13 protein-coding genes are annotated in these 18,492 nt (G+C 58.9%); 5 read left to right on the plus strand and 8 right to left on the minus strand.

What is annotated here, in order from left to right:
* Nucleotides 1-3 precede the first annotated feature (3 nt).
* From ACP7EW_RS02380 to ACP7EW_RS02405, 6 genes are all read right to left on the minus strand, one after another.
* On the minus strand, nucleotides 4-1,197 hold the full coding sequence (locus ACP7EW_RS02380) for a YcaO-like family protein (protein WP_426215027.1): 1,194 nt from the start codon (nucleotides 1,195-1,197) through the stop codon (nucleotides 4-6).
* On the minus strand, nucleotides 1,184-1,990 hold the full coding sequence (locus ACP7EW_RS02385; RefSeq protein ID WP_426215029.1) for a SagB/ThcOx family dehydrogenase: 807 nt from the start codon (nucleotides 1,988-1,990) through the stop codon (nucleotides 1,184-1,186). Before ACP7EW_RS02385 ends, ACP7EW_RS02380 begins: the two co-directional genes overlap by 14 nt.
* A gap of 117 nt (nucleotides 1,991-2,107) precedes the next feature.
* On the minus strand, nucleotides 2,108-2,845 hold the full coding sequence (locus ACP7EW_RS02390) for an McbB family protein (RefSeq protein WP_426215031.1): 738 nt from the start codon (nucleotides 2,843-2,845) through the stop codon (nucleotides 2,108-2,110).
* A gap of 800 nt (nucleotides 2,846-3,645) precedes the next feature.
* Nucleotides 3,646-4,221, minus strand: coding sequence for an HD domain-containing protein (locus tag ACP7EW_RS02395; RefSeq protein WP_426215033.1), 576 nt, complete (start codon nucleotides 4,219-4,221; stop codon nucleotides 3,646-3,648).
* Nucleotides 4,222-4,326: 105 nt separating this feature from the next.
* Complete coding sequence (locus tag ACP7EW_RS02400; protein WP_426215035.1) at nucleotides 4,327-4,884, minus strand: helix-turn-helix domain-containing protein; 558 nt, start codon at nucleotides 4,882-4,884, stop codon at nucleotides 4,327-4,329.
* Between the two features lie 61 nt (nucleotides 4,885-4,945).
* Nucleotides 4,946-5,875 carry an ATP-binding cassette domain-containing protein gene (locus tag ACP7EW_RS02405; protein WP_426215037.1) on the minus strand — a complete coding sequence of 310 codons (930 nt, stop codon included), beginning with the start codon at nucleotides 5,873-5,875 and terminating at the stop codon, nucleotides 4,946-4,948.
* A 557-nt stretch (nucleotides 5,876-6,432) separates the two neighbouring features.
* On the opposite strand from ACP7EW_RS02405, the gene ACP7EW_RS02410 reads away from it, so the two are divergent.
* On the plus strand, nucleotides 6,433-6,741 hold the full coding sequence (locus ACP7EW_RS02410; RefSeq protein ID WP_028617021.1) for a DUF6124 family protein: 309 nt from the start codon (nucleotides 6,433-6,435) through the stop codon (nucleotides 6,739-6,741).
* Nucleotides 6,742-7,199: 458 nt separating this feature from the next.
* On the opposite strand, the gene ACP7EW_RS02415 is transcribed toward ACP7EW_RS02410, so the two are convergent.
* Nucleotides 7,200-13,409, minus strand: a complete 6,210-nt coding sequence (locus ACP7EW_RS02415; RefSeq protein WP_426215039.1) for an amino acid adenylation domain-containing protein — start codon at nucleotides 13,407-13,409, stop codon at nucleotides 7,200-7,202.
* Between the two features lie 489 nt (nucleotides 13,410-13,898).
* Between ACP7EW_RS02415 and ACP7EW_RS02420 the strand changes: the two genes are divergently transcribed.
* Nucleotides 13,899-14,690 carry a helix-turn-helix transcriptional regulator gene (locus ACP7EW_RS02420; RefSeq protein ID WP_426215041.1) on the plus strand — a complete coding sequence of 264 codons (792 nt, stop codon included), beginning with the start codon at nucleotides 13,899-13,901 and terminating at the stop codon, nucleotides 14,688-14,690.
* Nucleotides 14,690-16,141, plus strand: a complete 1,452-nt coding sequence (gene adeC, locus ACP7EW_RS02425) for an AdeC/AdeK/OprM family multidrug efflux complex outer membrane factor (protein ID WP_426215043.1) — start codon at nucleotides 14,690-14,692, stop codon at nucleotides 16,139-16,141. Before ACP7EW_RS02420 ends, adeC begins: the two co-directional genes overlap by 1 nt.
* Here adeC and hpaA read toward each other — a convergent pair.
* A complete protein-coding gene (gene hpaA / locus ACP7EW_RS02430) occupies nucleotides 16,068-16,928 on the minus strand; it encodes a 4-hydroxyphenylacetate catabolism regulatory protein HpaA (RefSeq protein ID WP_178950922.1) in 861 nt (286 codons plus the stop codon). The two genes, adeC and hpaA, sit on opposite strands and share 74 nt — an antisense overlap.
* Nucleotides 16,929-17,056: 128 nt before the next feature.
* On the opposite strand from hpaA, the gene ACP7EW_RS02435 reads away from it, so the two are divergent.
* Nucleotides 17,057-17,722 carry a fumarylacetoacetate hydrolase family protein gene (locus ACP7EW_RS02435; RefSeq protein ID WP_426215046.1) on the plus strand — a complete coding sequence of 222 codons (666 nt, stop codon included), beginning with the start codon at nucleotides 17,057-17,059 and terminating at the stop codon, nucleotides 17,720-17,722.
* Complete coding sequence (locus tag ACP7EW_RS02440) at nucleotides 17,719-18,489, plus strand: fumarylacetoacetate hydrolase family protein (RefSeq protein ID WP_426215048.1); 771 nt, start codon at nucleotides 17,719-17,721, stop codon at nucleotides 18,487-18,489. Before ACP7EW_RS02435 ends, ACP7EW_RS02440 begins: the two co-directional genes overlap by 4 nt.
* The last annotated feature ends 3 nt before the right edge of the window (nucleotides 18,490-18,492 follow it).

Here is an 18,492-nt window from a genome sequence, read left to right on the forward strand (position 1 = left end):
ACCTCACGGAAACGGAACCATAACGCCTAGCCGAGCGCTAAGCACCGACGACTCGAAATCTTTGGAATACTTATTTATCAGATTAAAATTCTTCGAGTTATTCATATGAAGAAACAGGTCAGGAGAGACAAATTTAACAAAGACTCCCGCCACCCCATTAACCTCTTCAAACTTTGAGTAAAAATAGCCAGAGATATCTAACTTTTTCAGAGCCAACAAAAACTCAGGCAGCGTGAAATCCTGTAGAGACCTTACCCCTCCACACTCCTGCACATTGACAACATCTTGATAGGTCTCATAAGTGTTGCAACTTAAAAAATAACGTATATATGAGTCCTCAAGCTTCGCCTCATCAGAGTCGGTTGCCTTGAACAAATTCATGAAGCGAAATGTCTGCCACAGTTCAAGCAAAGATTTTTCCAAAGCAATAGTCGTATTCGAAGAATAGGCCATACCAGCGCAATAATTCACATGGCGTTCAACTTTTCTCTGCCCATACACAACCAATACGCAACACCCTGGAAACCTAGCATCAGATATATCTAAAAAAGTCACATCCCCCGACATAGACAGAGCGTCATATAAGTGTTTTACTTCCCGACTCACCAACATTTCCCTTACTTGTTTAGAAGGTATCTGCGAACGACACGTTTTCGTTAACCAGAACCTGATAAGAAATTGGCGCTCAAGGTATTCTTTTATCGCCCCTAGAAAGGCTATATCTGGGCACCAGTGGAAACTGCACCCACAGGTGTCCCGCAAAGGGTAGAGCCAGCTATCATCACCGACGCTATGGGACGAGAGCGAAATACAGGCAGTTGGAATAAAACACGCAGAGAAGTCAGAGGCCCTGAGTACTTGACTTAAAGCGAAACTGTGACCATCAACCTCTGCAAGAGAGGTCTTCTTATTCGCAGTCTGAGTAAATGCTTCTGCAAAACCACGAGCTTCACTTTCTGATAAATATTTACTAAGACAACCACGTTCTTTTGCCACAACCTCCCTGTAAAAATGACGGCGTTCGAAATACTCACCTGTAGCGGTTTTTATCGAATTCGAACCTCCTCCGACACCAGACCCATTAACTGTAAGGAAATCCGATATTTCTACCGAGCTTGGCAGGCCGAGTACGCCAGCAGGCTGAAAGAGGATTACTCCGGGCAAATCCGGATTATGCATACCATTAATAAGCTTCATGCTGCTTACCTATAAAATGAACGCACATTGGTAAAAACAGAGCGGGGTTAAGTCCCAAAACCTTACACAGCATCAGGTCCGTATAAGCAGACCATAGCCGACATGACAAACCCAGCGACTTGGCTTGCATTTCGACAAGCATGTAAATTGAACCAATCTCCATGAGGGCCATTCGATACGCACGGTACCGATACTTGAAGAGATTTTTAGGCATATAGACTGCGTAGACTATTGCCAAGCCGGGCGATCCAATTTTATTAGAAGAGAACAGCAGTGCCGCTTTGAGTTCCTCCATCTTAATTTGAACCTGCATCACCTCAAATTTTCGGGATTTCGGAAGCAAGTGGAGTATGTTCCCTGGATAGGGCCAATTAGGATTATCATCAATCATCGAACAGAGGAAAACTTCAACCGGGTACAGTGCACCACCACTAGGATATCCTCTTTTGCAGGAGTCCAAATGCCTTGATAGTAATGGGCATATCAATTTTTCTATATCTGAAAACTCTAATAAGCTTGGTGAAAAACACTCACAAGACTCATTCCTGTACAATGTTTTCTCTCTGTCCTTCTGGGATATATTTATCTCCAGCGTCAGATCCATATCGGGATAAAGAGCCAATTCATTCCCAGTCAGTTGCTCAAGGTTTTTCTCATCCAATCGATGAAGAATTGTGCGACCCTTAATAGCCCCATGAAATGTAAAATTACCTTTATTATGAAACTCAAGCACCTCATCGTAAACTGACGGCTCTACAAACCTAAGATAGTAATCATGCGGAATATTTTTCATTCCCCCGCCCTCAAACAATCACACATATACCAGTGCGAATTAGACTCCTCTGAAACCTGACCATCCATCAGTTGGAGATATGAGCTATGCAGGATATCATCCTGATATTTATGCATATCAACATGTCCCGTGAAAACCTTTACCTTTTTTAATAACTGCACCAACAACGATCATTTCCTGATATAGGCTGAGCTCCTTAGCTGGCACAGCTATACGTTTATTTTTACAAAATGCCAAAATACTGGCCCAATTATTCTTTGCCGTCTTAACCGACTGATTATGAACAAGCCTATCAACACTACAAAAGTGACACGGATTACCTATTTCAGCGATATAAGGCTGACCAATGCAAAAAACGCTGCCCATTTGCCAACAGACGCTAATGGCGCTTTTAGGGGATGCACGTGCGAGGTCAAAATACAATTTTCTAACATGCTCATAATCATACGCATAGCACAACAGCACGATGAAGCATCTAAAATTCGTGACTAACTCAACCAACTCACTTGAAAACGACTTAAACTCTAAACAAGTAGATATCTCACTCTTAAATAGACTTTCAACATCAACCCGACCTGCCCAATCATGAACAACTATCGTTTTCTCAAAATATATTTCTTCAACAGACTTTAGGGGAATTACCCTTTCTAAAAATGAAAAAGCATCATTTTGATTCAATCCATTTTCCGCTAACACCTCATCCAACTCGGCTCTCGTCATTAACTTCGACAACTTTAGTTCCCGAAGGGCTTTTAACAACGACTGAGAATGAATTTTTGAAATCCCGAGATCGGAAACTAGAAGACTCTCCGCTTCAAAGTTTAAGATCTCATAATTGGGTATGATTATATTCATTGCACGATCTCCTGTAGAGGTTTTCTGGTAATCCAGAAAACCTCATTAGGTGAGTGAATAGTGAATTTACTCAACCGCCGATGGAGGCTCCATTATCGAGTTATGGCAGCCCCCGCTTCCCCCGTTACACCCGCCGCCCCCACCACATCCTCCGCTACCACCGCACCCCCCTTGACTCCCCGATGCTCCGGCATTACCTGCGTAAGGGTTGAATCCCTCCTCACTTTCGAAACTAAAAACGAACTCTCCAAACTCTTCGTTGTTCATCTCAAATCTCCAGTTTCGTGCGTGTATAGACTTTAGGTTGCCCGCCATTGAGCAACGAAGCCAAATCTAGTCCGGCTAGAGAATATCGCAACAAAAATAAAAACTTCACGTAGGAAATATAATCACTATCTTTCGGACATTTCACTCACAAACTTAGGAAGATCAACAATTGCCTAGAAGACCAGAAACACCGCCAACCCCGCATCAAAAAATCAATACATGTAAATTTAATAAGTTAGGGATTATCGAACCTTTAGAAAAAGCAAATGCGAATGCAGGCATTTTTTGCAAAACAAAACTTATTCCTACAGACTCGGAGAGAAAATCCGACAAGTGGCACTGCTTAGTTCTGAGGATTTGCGAACAGCGGAGGCAAAACGCGCATTGTGCAGTTTCAACTATGGTCGTGCCTTGGCGTATGTGGGCAACGACCACCGGATAATCACTTCCAGCCGGATAATGGCGAGCGGTGGTTTCACAAGCGTGAGGATGGGAGCGTGGCGTTTGTGCCAGAACGTCGATAGACAGAGGTTTCACCGGTTCAACAGGTCGATCTTCTCCCGCGTCCCCTCATCAATAAGCCCGCGAAGCCTCTCAAACAAAGGATCGGCATCCGTGTAGCCCTTGCCGTAGGTCAGGTTGAATCCATAGTCGAAATCGGGCGGGTTCTTGCCCTGATTGTGCTGGAGAAGAGTCTCCAATTTATCCAGCGCCTTGACGGCCTTGGCCTCGGCAGACTGTGCGGTTTCATAGTCCTCCCAGAGCGCCATTATCTGCGTTTGCAATGGCCCGTCGAGGGCGCGGGTCAGGTGTAGAAGGTCTTTTCTCTCTTGCTCGCTCTTGTCGGGAAACGACGCTTTGTGGATGGCCGGGATGTCGCCATGGATGGCCTCCCCCAGGTCATGGATGACGCACATCTTGAGCAGTTTGAGCCTGTCGAGATGGCTGAATTGATCCTCGAAAACCATCGCCATCAGGCACAGGCGCCAGCTATGTTCTGCCGTGCTTTCGGTGCGCCCTGAGGTGGTGTGGGCGCTGCGGAGTACGTCCTTGAGTTTTTCCGCCTCGCGAATGAAGGCGAGGCGCGCTTTGATCTCTTCGGTGTCCATGGTGTTCTCTGGCTCGGTCGACTGACAGGCTGCGCGACTGCACAGGCGGCCAGACTAGGTCCAGGGCTATCCGGCGTCCACGCATAAGATATGCGTGCGCCCGTGTCAGAGTGTCTCGACCAGGCGCGCGGCCGTTCCGTCCGAGAGGGGGATACGGGTCCAGCGGCAAACACCTTGCGTGATGGGCACGAGCAGCGAGTCATTGGCGCCCGTGGAAAACTCCACGGCAGGCGGTGCCAGGGTTTCGCGCCATCCGGATGCGTTGAGTGCCAGCTCCTTGCGCATGATCTCGGGGGTGGCGAAACGCCAAAGAGAGCAGCCCATCAACTCACTGATCGGGCGCGTGAACTCGGCGGCTCGGCTCGGGGAGCACGCCAGCAGACGGTGGGTCAGGTCGCAGACAAGGTGCATGGGCCGTGGGCTCTCGCTGACCAGCCGGGCCAGGACGTGATCGGCGGCGGCGTCGAGGCGAGCAGCCAGCAGTTGCTCAAGCTGTTTGTGCGCCAACGGGTCCATGGCCTGCACGCCGCTTTCCCAGCGGGAAATGGTCGATTGGGTCACACCGAACACCTGCGCGGCATGGGATTGCTTGACGCGGTGCAGCAGGCGCCAGCGCCTCAGCGCAACGCCAGGCAAGGCCAGCGGTAACAATGTGTCAGACATGTCGAGATCCTCGAGAGGCGACGGGGGGTCAGTTTGATGGATGTGCGCCCACGCCTGCAAATCAACTCTCGGGATTGACCCCGCTTTTGCGCGGCACACCGGCCTCGTCCGTGCCCACTCGCAACCCTGCGACCTGCTCCTGCACCGCCCGTCCCTCTGCCCGATTGCGGATGAACCCAGCGCGGGTAAATCGCTCCAGAAACGGCACCGGCAAGGTCTTGTCCGGTGTCACTGCCGGCTGCTCGGCCACATCACCGAACAGGGTATACGCGGCACTTGGCAAGTGCCGGGTATTGAGGTCACTGGTCAGCCGCCCTTCCTGCAACACAATCGCGCGGTTGGTAACCCGTTGCAGGTCGGACAGGCGCTGGGAAATGTAGAGGATCGCCACACCCCGTGCGCGCTGGCTATCGATCAGGCCAAGCAGGCGTTCGGCGTCGGTTTCCGACAGGGCGGCAGTGGGTTCGTCGAGGATCAGGAATCGGGGTTGCTGTGCAAAGGCGCGAGCCAGCACCAGCAGTTGGCGGTCCGCCTGGCCGAGGCGTTCGACCGGGTGTTGCAGCGGCAGGTCCAGGCCCAGCCCGGCGGCGATGGCTTCGGCACGTTGCAGCAGGTTTTTGCGGTTGAGCAAGAAGTCGGCGTCGGGTTGGCCCAGTTCATCGAGCAACAAGTTCTCGGCCACACTCAGGCCGGGGGCGATCCCATCGTCGGGGCGTTGGTGCACAGCCACGATGCCAACCCGGCGCGCCGACAACGGCGAGGTGAAACGTTGGCGCTGACCATCGACCCACAGCTCACCAGCGTCCGGCGCCAGGCTGCCGCTGAGGATCTTTACCAGGGTCGATTTGCCCGCCCCCGTGGCGCCGAGCAACGCCACGCCCTCGCCCGGATAAATATCCAGGCTGACCTGATCCAGCGCCCGTTGGGCATCAAAGGTTTTGCACAGGCCAAGCAGGCGAATCAGGGGCACGGGGGCAACGGGGTTGCTCATGGCTCATCTCTAAGGCGGAACGGTGACTCATTACAACGCTCTACGGCGCTGATTTATTCCGAACAACAATGAGTTATGTCCCGAATTAAATGCATTACCTCATGAACAATCCAATAGCTGAATCGCATAGCCAAAATCTTTTGAGTTATAAGGCACTTGTCAGCAGTTTGATGAATGCTTTCAGCAGGGCAACCATCAATCCCACGCGGGCCGCGATAGAGTAGTGAGCGGTAGGATTGGTGGCATTTGGTCATGGTTTGTAAAGGGCCAGCAAGGCGCGTCGCTTTTAATTGCAGGACGTTTCCTAGACAATCCTCGCCGCCTTGTGCCTGCTGGGGTCGGTGGCTAGTCTTCGCTCCGTCACTGAACTTCAGTGATCGGGTTTAGCAGCCTGACTTCAATGGGCACACGGTTCACATCTGCGTTTATGGTGGCTGTGCGCGGGGCACCTTCGGGTGCGCTGGTTTTCCTATTGACCGGTCTGCTAACCCGCGTACAGCTGCCACCCGCGTTTAGCAGCGTCGGCGGTAGCTCCTTTACTCAATAGGAGTTGCACCATGAACAAAGCCCTACCCGATCCACCCTGTGACCCCGCCAAAGACCGCGCCGCCTTTAACCGCGCCATTGACCATTACCTGCCTTCACAGGGTTTCCACGCCATCAACGAAGACCTCAGCTTCGAAGACGCCCTGCTCTACACCGCCAGTTTGCTCGACAGCGCTTCAGCGACTGCATTGGATTGCGGCGCGCTGCTGCCCAGCCCTGAGCGGGCCAAGATCCTGGCGGTGTGGCATTTACTCGAAATTGCCAAGACGACTGTGGATCGCTCCATCGCGTGCTTGAAACCGTCGCCTACCCCTGCCTGAACGCGATCAAAAAATGTAGGCGCTGGCTTGCCGGCGGTGGTCGTTAACGATGACGTGGGGGAACCTGACAAAACGTGGCGTCCTCACGTTTTTCGCCGGCAAGCCGGCTCCTACAGAAAACGAAAAGCGTATCCACGATGCGAAGCGAGTCGCTCTTGATCTTGATCTTAGGCGCCCCGTCAAACACGCTGGCCGAACGCAGGCTTGAATCCGTGGGTAACCCGGCAGGACGCCGGGTTAGCCGCGCTGGGCCAAGGATGGCCCATCGCGGCGGCCCGCGGATTCAAGCCTTCGTTCGGGCACACCGAGCCTAAGCGAGGTGCCGAGTGTTGGGGCGAAGCGTTTTGGTTACTTTTGGCGCTCTTCCAAAAGTGACCCGCTGTAAGAGCGGAACCATAAGCCGCCGTTACCGCAGCAATGGATATGTACACCACCAAACCAGCTCCCACAAAAACACATCAGATCCTGCGACGCCGGTTGAGCTGGGGAATGGCCGCCTGAGGAACCTCCACCCGCTCCACCTGCGTCGCCGTCTGCTCCGCCAGTTGCGCCAACGTCGGATGACTGAACAACGTCCGCGCATCCACCTCCAACCCCGCCTTGCGCATCCGCGCCACCAGGTTCACCGCCAGCAACGAATGCCCACCCAATTCAAAGAAATGGTCATGCCGCCCCACCCGTTCAAGCTTCAGCACCTCGGCCCAAATCCCAGCCATCAGCATCTCCACTTCCCCCACCGGCGCTTCATAAGCCCGACTCACCACCGACTCCAACCCCGGCTCCGGCAACGCCTTGCGGTCAAGCTTACCGGCAGGATTGAGCGGCAACGCATCCAATTGCACAAACGCTGCCGGCACCATGTACTCCGGCAACTGCTCCAGCACATGCACGCGCAGGGCTTCCAGGCTCGGAGCCTCCTGACGCGCAGAGAAATAGGCGACCAATCGCTCATCCCGAATCAACACCGCCACTTCCCGCAACGCCGGATGCGCCATCAACCTTGATTCAATTTCCCCCAACTCCAAGCGCACGCCGCGCAGTTTGACCTGGAAGTCATTACGCCCCAGGAATTCAAGGTTACCGTCCGGTAGATAACGCACCAGATCACCCGTGCGATACAGCCGGTCGCCGTCAACAAATGGGCTGTCGATAAACCGTTCGGCGGTCATCTGCTCCAGCCCCAGGTAACCACGGGCCACGCCGACCCCGCCGATATGCAACTGCCCACTGACCCCCATCGGCACCGGCGCATCGTGCTCATCCAATACATACAGCCGTGTGTTGTTGATCGCCCGGCCAATCGGCAATTGCAGCGCAGGCACCGGCGTGCCGGGTTCCAGGGTCCAGACGCTGCTGTCCACCGTGGCCTCGGTGGGCCCGTAGACGTTATGCAGGCGCACCTTGGGCAAGCGCGCCTGCACGCCACGGGCCAGGGCTTCGGTGAGTTCGCCGCCGCCACACAGCACGTCGGTCAGGCTGGTGCACAGGGCCGACTCTTCCAGTTCAAGAAACTGCTGGAGCATGGCCGGCACGAACTTGATCACGCTGATCTGTTGCTCGCGAATCACCTGTGCCAGGTAGGCAGGTTCACGATGCCCATCCGGCCGGGCGAGCACCAACCGCATGCCGTTGGTGAGCGGCCAGAACAGCTCCCACACCGAGCCGTCGAAGCTGAAAGGCGCCCGTTGCAACAGCGCGCCGCCCTCGGCATTGGGGCACAACTGCGAGCCCCAGTGCATCAGGTTACCGAGGCCACGGTGCTCGATCATCACGCCCTTGGGCGTGCCGGTGGAGCCCGAGGTGTACATCACGTAGGCCAGGTTGGCGACGCTCAAGCCCGGCACCAACGGGTTGCCGATCGGGGCCTGGCTCCAGGCGCAGTGGTCGAAGTCGATCACCGGAATCGACACCTCACCCGGCAAGTCGCGGGTCGCCGCGTGCACCAGCAGCGCCACCGGTTGGCTGTCGTGGAGCATGTAGGCCAGGCGCTCGCGCGGGTAGCCTGGGTCCAGCGGCACATAGGCGCCGCCGGCCTTGAGGATCGCCAGCAAGCCCACCACCAGGTCCAGCCCGCGCTCGACGCACAGCGCCACGCGGGAATCCGGTTGCACCCCGCGCTCGCGCAGGTGGAAGGCCAGTTGATTGGCGCGCTCGTTGAGCTCGCGGTAGGTCAGCTGCACCTCGCCGGCCTGCACCGCCACCGCATGGGGGATGTGCCGCGCATGGGCTTCGAACAGCGCCTGCACGGTGAGGGTTTCGGGGTATGCGGTTTCAGTGGCGTTGAAGTCCACCAGCAAGGTGTTCAACTCGCTGGCGGGCAGAACCTGAACTTCACGCAGTGGCGTTTGCGGTGCCTGCTCCAACGCGTCCGTCAGGTTGACCAGCACGGTTTCAAGGTAATCCAACAAGCGTTCGGCGCCGACCTGACGTGGGGCCTTGGCCTTGATCTGGAAACCACTGGCGGTGTCATCCACGGTCAGCATCAGCGGGTAGCTGAGGATGTCTTCACTGCTGAGTAAGGCGATGCCCGGCACCAGGGTCAAGTCGCGCTCGGCATCGGTGTGGCGGTAGTTGAGCAGGCTGTTGAAAAGTGGCGATGCACTGCTGCAACGCTGGGCCAACGCCAGTGAGGCCTGCTCATGGGCGAGCAAGGCGCTGAGTCGAGCGTGGGTATCGCTCAGGGCATCAGCGACGGTTTTCCCGGCCAGGCGCAATCGCAGCGGCAAGGTGTTGATGAACATGCCCAGGGCCCGGTCAGCGCCCTCGCCCGCTTGCAAACGGCCGAGCAACACGGTGCCGAATACCACGTCATCGCGCCCGGCGACACGGCTGAGCACCTGCGCCCAGGCCAAGTGGAACAGGCTCGCGGCACTCACGCCCAACCCTCGCGCCTGGGCACGCAGGCGCTGATTGAGGCGGTCGCTCAGCACGCGTTCGGCTTCATCCGTGCGCGCCCGGTCCGCCTGGCGTTCCTGTAGACCGAAGGCCAGCGTCGGCTCGTCGACATCGCCCAGTTGCTCACGAAAGAACGCCTCATGCCCAGCCTGCCGTGCCGGCGAACGGGCTTGCGTCACCACATTACGATACGGCACCGGCACCGGCAGTTGCGCCTGCTGGCCGAGCAAATGGGCGCGGAGCTCCTGCATCAGGATCGTGGTGGACGTAGCGTCGTTGACCAGGTGATGAAAGCGCAGGCGTGCAACCCAGCGCGGGTGCTGCGGTTCTTCGGCATAGTCCAAGGCCATCAGCGGAGCCTGGCGCAAATCCAGCGGTTCACACGCCTCGCGCAACGGTTCAACGCGTAACAGCGCCTCGCGCCACACCACTTGCATTGGCTGCTCAAGCGCATCCCACACCAGGCTGGTGCGCAGGATGTCGTGGCGGTTGATCACCTGTTGCAGGGCCTGGGCAAACGCGTCCACCTGCTCACGCCGGGCAAAACTGAACAGCGCCTGTTGCTGGTACGGATCGCGCTCGTCGGTGATGTGGTGGTAGAGCAAGCCTTCCTGCAACGGCGCCAGTGGGTAGACGTCCTGCACGTTGGCCGCGCCGCCGGGAATGCTCGCGACAATGCGCGCCAGGTTCTCAGGATCCAGTGCGGCCAGCTCAGGCGCTTCCAACTCGCCGTATTCACTGGCCGCCGCCAAGGCCGCCAGGGTCGGCTGGCCGAACAGCACCTGCACATCGGCACGCAGCCCGACCTGGCGCATGCGTTGCACCAACTGCACGGCCAGCAACGAATGCCCGCCGAGTTCGAAAAAGTGGTCATGACGCCCGATCTGTTGCACCTGCAACAGCTCGGCCCAGAGTTGCGCCAACAGGGATTCCACCCCGGCGTCCGGGGCTTCGTACAGGCGTGTGACAAAGGCGTCCTGGGTCGGCGCGGGCAATGCCTTGCGGTCGAGCTTGCCGTTGGCGGTCAGGGGCAGCGCGTCCAGTTGCGTGTAGGCGGCGGGCAGCATGTAGTCGGGCAGCGAGGCCTGCAGGTGGGTACGCAAGGCTTCGATCTGCAGCGCTTCGCGGGGGACGAACCAGGCGAGCAATTGCCCATCGCGTGACTGCACCACTGCTTCCTGCACCTGCGGATGGGTGGCAAGTGCGGATTCAATTTCGCCCAGTTCGATGCGCATGCCACGGATTTTCACCTGGTCGTCATTGCGCCCCAGGTATTCCAGGTTGCCCTCCGGCAGCCAGCGCGCGAGGTCGCCGGTGCGGTACATGCGGCCTTCCATAAATGGGTCGTCGAGGAAACGTTCGGCGCTCAGCTCGGGGCGATTGAGATAACCCCGCGCGACGCCTTTGCCGCCGACGTACAGCTCCCCCGCGACACCGATGGGCACCGGGCGTTGCTGTTCATCCAGCAAATACACCGTGGCATTGGCGATGGGCGCGCCGATGTGCAAGAGCTGGCCCACTTCCATGCGGCCGGAGGTGGCGACCACCGTGGCTTCGGTGGGGCCGTAGTTGTTGATCACCGCAAAGGACTGCGGCTGGGTAAAGGACCGCAGCCGGTCGCCGCCGATCAGCAGGGTGCGCAAGGTCGGGTGTTGCAGGTTTTGGCTGAAGGCGTACTCGGCCACGGGCGTTGGCAGGAAGCACACCTGCAGCGGCTGCGCCTGCCACCAACAGAGCAGCGCGTCGATATCTTCGGCGCCGTCATGCGCCGGCGGCAGGTGCACCGTGGCGCCCACGCACAGCGCAGGCCAGATTTCCCAGGCCATCGCGTCAAACCCGAAACCGGCGACGCTGGCGGTGTGGCTGCCGGCGTGCAGGTCGAAGGCCTGGCAATGCCAGTCCACCAGGTTCGCGACGGTGTGATGCTCGACCATCACGCCCTTGGGCAGGCCAGTGGAGCCAGAGGTGTAGATCACATAGGCGAGGTTGGCGGCGCTGACCGGCACGCGGGGGTTGGTGCCCAGGTGGAAGGTCGGGCGATCCAGCTGGATCACCGGCACCTCCAGCGCAGGCAAACGCGACAACAGATCGTGCTGGGTGAGCACCACCACCGGGTCGCTGTCTTGCAGTAAATAGTTCAGGCGCTCGGCCGGATGGGCCGGGTCGACCGGCACGTAGCAGGCGCCGGATTTCAGGATCGCCAGCAACCCCACCAGCGTCTCCAACCCGCGCCGCGCCAGGATCACCACGCGGTCGTCCGGCTGTACACCACGCTCCAGCAGTTGATGGGCCAGGGCATTGGCCTGCTGGTTGAGTTGGGCGTAACTCAGTTGCCGACCTTGGTGCACCGCCGCCACGGCGTCCGGCGTACGGGCGGCCTGGGCTTCGATGCGGCCGTGCAGGGTTTGCAGCGGTGCGTTGGGCTGGGCGGTGGCGTTCCACTGTTGCAGCTGCGCCTGTTCGGCGGGCGTCACCAGGGAAAAGTCACTGATCTTCAGCGCCACGTCTTCCAAGCCTTGTTCCAGCAGCCAGGTAAAGCGCTGCGCCAGGGCGAGCACGTCGTCGTGCTGGAAGTACGCTTCGTTGTAGACGCAATGCAGGCACGCGGTGTCCTGGTAACGGTTGCTGCGCAGGTGGATCGCCAGCGGCAACGGCTCATGGTGGTTGGACACCTTGACCGCGCGGGCCTCGGTGGTGCCGTAGCGCAGTTCGTGGTCATCCTGCTCGAAGGACACCGACAGGTCGAACAACTGACCGCGATCGGTGCGGCGCAAGCCCAGCTCACGGTTCATCTCGCTCAGGGGGAAACGCTGGTGGCGGAAGTCCTGCTTGAGCTGGTCACGAACCCCACGCACCACGGCGCTGAACGGCAACTGCTCATCGAACTGCAAACGGACCGCGCTGACTTGGGTGAACAGCCCGACGGTGGAACGAAAACGCGCATTCGAGCGGTTGAGAATCGGCAGCCCCACCACCCATTCCGGGCGCTGGGCGGTGCGGGTGAAATACACATACATCGCCGCCAGCAGTACATGAAATGCCGAAGCCTGGTAACGGTTGGCCACTTGTTCCATGCGGTTGAGCAGCGCCACCGGAAACGCTTGGACCAGGGTATTGCTGGACGCCTTGGCGGTATGCCGGGGCGTCAGTAAGGGCTCCGGCAGCATGCGATATTTGCCCAGCCAATACCCACGGTCGCGGGCATAGCGGGCCGAGGCGTGGTAGCGCTCATCCGCGTCGATGAAGTCGACATAGGACGGCGCCAACGGCTCCGGCTGCCGGCCTTGTTGCAGGTCGGTGTACAGCCGGCCCAGGGATTGCAGCATCTGGCCAAAGCCCCAGCCATCGAGGATCAGGTGGTGGGCCTGGGTGCCAAGGCGGTAGTGATCGTCGTCGAGCTTGACCAGGAAGAAGCGAAACAGCGGCGCGCCCTGCAGGGAGAATGGCAGGGCCATTTGCGCCTGCATCAACGCCTGGCTGGCGGCCTGTGGATCAGCCTCCCCGGCAACATCATGCAGGGCCAGTTCGACGGGCAACGTGGTGGCGAAGGTCTGCCGAGGCAAACCGTTGGCGTCGGTGTGCAGTTGCGTGCGCAACGCATCGTGCTTGATCACCAATAACTCGATGGCGCGCAGCATCAGGTCTGGCGCGATGGGACCGGCGAAGTCCACATAGCCGCCGATGTTGTACAGCGGCGAATCGCTCATACGCAGTTGGTCGAGCCAGATGTCCTGTTGGGCGGCAGTAAGGGGGAAGCTGGAGGATTGCTTCATAAGATCCTTCTCATGGAGTTCAGGCACTGGCCGCGCAGGGAGACCCATTACGACGAATAGGCTGGATTGGAGCATGGGCATAGGGGAGTGTCTGTCACCCTAAACCCGGACATCCAAATGGATAGATTGAGCTTGGCTGATGGTTCACTGCTGAAACGATTAAAGCTGTGTAGGAAATTGGCTATACCTGCCCGCTGTCAGTATTCATTGATTGTTTTTAAATATAAAAATTATTGTTATTTATCAGATAGTTAACTAACTCTAAAAGCCTCTTCTGATTTTTATCGGCCGGAATTACCTCTCAGAAACGTCGAATTAATGACGTGGTTTTTATGGCACGTTGTGTCCCTCGTTTCTGCTACATACGTAGGACAAATCCCCTGGCTAAATACACTCTCGACTACCGACTCTGGTGTGTGAGCAACGGATCGCCCCCGCAGAGGCCCAGAGAGTCTGTTGACGGTTTTCGACATCAAGGATGAGATGGCTATGAGTTTGACCAGCAGTATTGCCAACGCGCAGAGCCCGAATTTCTATGCCGAAATGGGCGAGTTGATTGCCAACAGTGGCCACCCGGATTTCGCCGCACACATGCTGCACCTGGTGGACAAGTGGGTGCCGATCCACCTGGTGGACCTCAGCGAATGGACCCTCGACGAGCTGCGCGACCGTGTGCTCGATATCAAGCTGCTCGGCAGCGCCGGCCAGACCCAGGACCTGCCGCCCCTGGCCCTGAACTCGATGGACGACCACCCGTTGCTGCGGGAAATGCTTGGCATGCAGGACCCGCTGCTGATCCAGCTAAGGGCCAAGGCCAAGAGCGCGTTCCCGCGCGGCACCTCGCACCAGTGCAACCTGGTGTCGCGCCAGGGCAACCGGCGCTGTGTGATTTCGTTTTATCGCCCGCCCAACCATCGTGGGTTTTCACTGGCCGAGTTGTCGTTTCTCAAGTGCCTGTCGGACACCCTGCTGCCATTGATCGAATGCCACGCCCAGAGCCTGCGCCAGGCGCCCCACCCCGAGGCCGAACCGGCCCACACTTTGCTGGAGCAATCCCAATTGCAGCGTGAGTTCTACAAGCGCCTGTCCCTCGGTGAAATCACCCTGTCGGCCCGCGAACAAGAGGTGTGCCTGGGCCTGCTGACCGGCGGCACCGTGCCGCAGATGGCGGAAAAGCTCAGCGTGAAAAACAGCTCCATCGAAACCTACCTCAAGCGCGCCGCCGCCAAGTTGGGCGTGAGCGGTCGGCATGGCCTGGCCAAATGGATGGTTGGCGCCTGATGAATAAATTGAGTGCATTCGCAATGGCAGGGCTGCTCGGCGGCTGCTCGCTGATCCCCGATTACCACCGGCCGGAGGCGCCCGTGCCGGCGCAGTATCCCCAGCAAGGGGTGTACGCACTGGCGCAGTCCGGCACGTCGGACTGGCAGCAGTTGTTTCATGACCCGGCGTTGCAACGGTTGATTGGCGAGGCGTTGGTCAACAACCGCGACCTGCGGGTCGCGGCGCTGAACGTCGAGGCGTTCCAGGCGCAGTACCGCATCCAGCGGGCGGATCTGTTCCCGGCCGTTTCTGCCACCGGCTCCGGTCAGCGTCGGCGTTTGCCGGGGGATGTGACCGGCACCGGCAAGCCTGCCATTACCTCAAGCTATTCCGCGACCCTGGGCATCAGCGCCTATGAACTGGATCTGTTCGGCCGCATCCGCAGCCTCAGCGAACAGGCGATGCTCACCTACCTCGGCACCGAAGAGGCGCGGCGCAGCGCGCAGTTGAGCCTGGTGGCCAACGTCGCCAATGCCTACCTGACCTGGCGTGCCGACCAGGAGCTGCTGGCCCTGGCCCGCCAGACCCTGGTGGCCAACGAACACAGCCTGCGCCTCACCCGCGGCAGCAAAACCGCCGGCAAGGCATCGGCACTGGACGTGGTGCAAGCCAGTACCAGCGTCGAAAGCACCCGCGCCAGCGTGGCCCGTTATGAGCGCCAGGTCGCCCAGGACCTCAACAGCCTCGCCCTGCTGGTGGGCGGTCCGGTAGATGAGCAATTGCCGGCGCGCCCACTGGCGGATGACTGGGTCGCGCGGGTACCGGCCGGCCTGCCTTCGGACCTGCTGCAACGTCGCCCGGACATCCTCCAGGCCGAGTACCAACTGCGCGCCGCCAATGCCAATATTGGCGCCGCACGCGCGGCGTTTTTCCCTTCGGTGAGCCTCACTGCAAACGCCGGCAGCGCCAGTACGGAACTGTCGGGGCTGTTCAAGGGCGGCTCCGGCAGTTGGACGTTCCAGCCGCAGATCAACTTGCCGATCTTCAACGCCGGCAGCCTGCGCGCCAGCCTCGACTACGCCAAGCTGCAAAAGGACATCACGGTGGCGCAGTACGAAAAATCCATCCAGACCGCCTTCCAGGAAGTCGCCGATGGTCTCGCGGCGCGGCAGACCTACACCGATCAACTGGAGGCGCAACGGGATTTCGTCGCGGCCAACCAGCAGTATTACAACCTGGCCGAACACCGCTACCGCAGCGGCGTGGACAGCAACCTCACCTTCCTCGATGCGCAACGTGCGCTGTTCAGCTCACAACAGGCGTTGATCATCGACCGCCTGGCGCAGTTGGTGGCCGAGGTGAAGTTGTACACCGCGCTGGGCGGCGCGTGGCAGGTCAACGCAAGCCCGACTGCCGCAGCCGATACTCCCCCGGCGTCACCTGCGCATAACGAAGGAAAAACCGGCTGAAATACGCCGGGTCCTTGAAGCCCAGCTGGTAGCAGATTTCGTTGGCGGAGCTGCCGGTGAACAGCAGCAGGCGCTTGGCTTCCTGCATCACCCGTTCCAGGATCAGGCGCTTGGACGGCAGATCGGCCAGGCGCCGGCACACCTCATTCAGGCGTGCTTCGGTCACACCAATCCCCTCGGCATAACGCGCCAGCGGCCAGTGCTCCAAGTAGTGCGCCTCGATCAACTCGTTGAAGCGATGGAAGATGCGCAGGTCTTCATGGCGCGTCGGCCGCGCCGGTAACGAATGGGCGCACAGCCGCAGCAGGCGAATCATGATCAGCCGCGTAAGGCTGTCCAGGGCCGCCGCACGCCCTGCCCGCTCGGCGTTGATCTCATCGCTCAACTCTTCGAACAATCGATCCAGGCCTTGGTCACCCGCCGTCAACGCCACACAGGCGGCGCCGGACGCCAGGCTGGGGTCGGCGTCGATCAATCCCCACACCAACTGCTGACGCACGGTCAGCACATGCCCGTCGGCATCCGCCTCGGTGACAAAGGCGTGGGGCACCGTAGGCGGCGTGAGGAAAAACATCGGCCCGGACTCCACATACTGGCGGTCATCCAGGTACACCCGCACCGCGCCACTTTTTACGTAATGCACCTGGAAAAACCGGTCATGTCGGTGCACGGGCATGTTGCGCCCGAAAAAACCCGCCAGGTTACCGAGCTGGTCGTAATGCACCTCGGCATCGCTGTAACGCTGGTCGTAGACCTGCCCGATATTGATGTTGGGAATCGGCTGCACGCTGCCCCCTTGTTGTTATTTGAATGCCACCGGAGTTTGCCACGCTTGACGGTAGTTAACATATTAATTATAACGTTAACAACTTAACGAACTGCCTATGCAGCAGTCGCCACCGCCAGGAGAAACGCATGAGCCGTACCCTGCATGATGTTGCCAGCGGCACCCTGTTTGGCGTTGCGCTGAACTACCAGGGCCTGCTGGACCAGCATCTCGCCGCCTTCCAGCAGGCGCCCTACCAGAAGCCGCCGACCCAGCCGGTGCTGTTTATCAAGACCCCGAACACGCGCAACCAGCACGACGCGGTGGTGCTGCATCCCAAGGGTGAACGCCTGCAACCCGGCCCTGCGTTAGGCGTGGTGATCGGCCAGCGCGCCAGCCGCGTCAGCCTGGACAATGCCATGGCCCACGTGGCCGGTTATGTGGTGGTCAACGAATTCAGCCTGCCGGAAGACAGCTACTACCGCCCCGCCGTCAAAGCCAAATGTCGCGATGGGTTCTGCGCGCTGGGGCCGGCGTTGGTGCCACGGGAACAGGTGGACAACCCCAACCAGCTGAGTCTAAAGCTATGGGTGAATGGTGAACTGCGCCAGGAAAACTCCACCGCTAGCTGGGTGCGGGACATCCCGCAATTGATCGCCGAGATCAGCGAGTTCATGACCCTGCACGCTGGCGACGTGCTGATCACCGGCACGCCCGAAGGCCGTGTGGATGTGGTGCCGGGCGACACCGTCGAAGTGGAGATCAGTGGCGTGGGCCGCCTGACCAGCCATATCCAGGCGGAGACCCCAGCATGAAACGCGCCCGCATCCGCTATGAAGATAAAATCCACGCCGTAACGGTAGAACCCGAAAATGCCGTGCGCCTGAAGGACGGTCGCCTGCTCGCGGAGGATCAGGTCGAGTGGCTGCCCCCAGCCACCGGCAACATGTTCGCCCTCGGCTTGAACTACGCCGATCACGCCGCCGAATTGGCCTTCACGCCACCGACCGAGCCGCTGGCTTTCATCAAGTCCGTCGGCACCTACACCGGCCACCGCCAGGTCACCTGGCGCCCGGACAACGTCGCCTACATGCACTACGAGTGCGAGCTGGTGGCGGTGATCGGCAAGGCCGCACGCAACGTCAAACGTGCCGATGCGCTCGACTACCTGGCCGGCTACACGGTGTGCAACGACTACGCGATCCGCGACTACCTGGAAAACTACTACCGCCCCAACCTGCGCGTGAAAAACCGTGACGCCACCACCCCGGTCGGCCCGTGGATCGTCGATGTGGCCGACGTGCCCGACCCCGGCAACCTGACCCTGCGCACCTGGATCAACGGCGAACTGCGCCAGGAGGGCAGCACCCGCGACATGATTTTCGACATCCCCTACCTCATCGAATACCTGTCCAGCTTCATGACCCTGCAACCCGGCGACATGATCGCCACCGGCACGCCCGAAGGCCTGGCCGATGTGGCGCCCGGCGATGAAGTGGTGGTGGAAGTCGAAGGCGTGGGCCGCCTGGTCAACCGAATTGTCAGCGAGGCGGAGTTCTTCTCTGCCCGGAAAGAGGCGTAAGCA

The sequence above is a fragment of the Pseudomonas sp. DWRC2-2 genome (assembly GCF_049897885.1).
In the GTDB taxonomy this organism is placed as follows: domain Bacteria; phylum Pseudomonadota; class Gammaproteobacteria; order Pseudomonadales; family Pseudomonadaceae; genus Aquipseudomonas; species Aquipseudomonas azotoformans_A.

Coding starts and splice junctions, on each gene's coding strand:
- ACP7EW_RS02380 (WP_426215027.1), bottom strand. CDS start 1,197: ATGAAGCTTATTAATGGTATGCATAATCCGGATTTGCCCGGAGTAATC.
- ACP7EW_RS02385 (WP_426215029.1), bottom strand. CDS start 1,990: ATGAAAAATATTCCGCATGATTACTATCTTAGGTTTGTAGAGCCGTCA.
- ACP7EW_RS02390 (WP_426215031.1), bottom strand. CDS start 2,845: ATGAATATAATCATACCCAATTATGAGATCTTAAACTTTGAAGCGGAG.
- ACP7EW_RS02395 (WP_426215033.1), bottom strand. CDS start 4,221: ATGGACACCGAAGAGATCAAAGCGCGCCTCGCCTTCATTCGCGAGGCG.
- ACP7EW_RS02400 (WP_426215035.1), bottom strand. CDS start 4,884: ATGTCTGACACATTGTTACCGCTGGCCTTGCCTGGCGTTGCGCTGAGG.
- ACP7EW_RS02405 (WP_426215037.1), bottom strand. CDS start 5,875: ATGAGCAACCCCGTTGCCCCCGTGCCCCTGATTCGCCTGCTTGGCCTG.
- ACP7EW_RS02410 (WP_028617021.1), top strand. CDS start 6,433: ATGAACAAAGCCCTACCCGATCCACCCTGTGACCCCGCCAAAGACCGC.
- ACP7EW_RS02415 (WP_426215039.1), bottom strand. CDS start 13,409: ATGAAGCAATCCTCCAGCTTCCCCCTTACTGCCGCCCAACAGGACATC.
- ACP7EW_RS02420 (WP_426215041.1), top strand. CDS start 13,899: ATGAGTTTGACCAGCAGTATTGCCAACGCGCAGAGCCCGAATTTCTAT.
- adeC (WP_426215043.1), top strand. CDS start 14,690: ATGAATAAATTGAGTGCATTCGCAATGGCAGGGCTGCTCGGCGGCTGC.
- ACP7EW_RS02435 (WP_426215046.1), top strand. CDS start 17,057: ATGAGCCGTACCCTGCATGATGTTGCCAGCGGCACCCTGTTTGGCGTT.
- ACP7EW_RS02440 (WP_426215048.1), top strand. CDS start 17,719: ATGAAACGCGCCCGCATCCGCTATGAAGATAAAATCCACGCCGTAACG.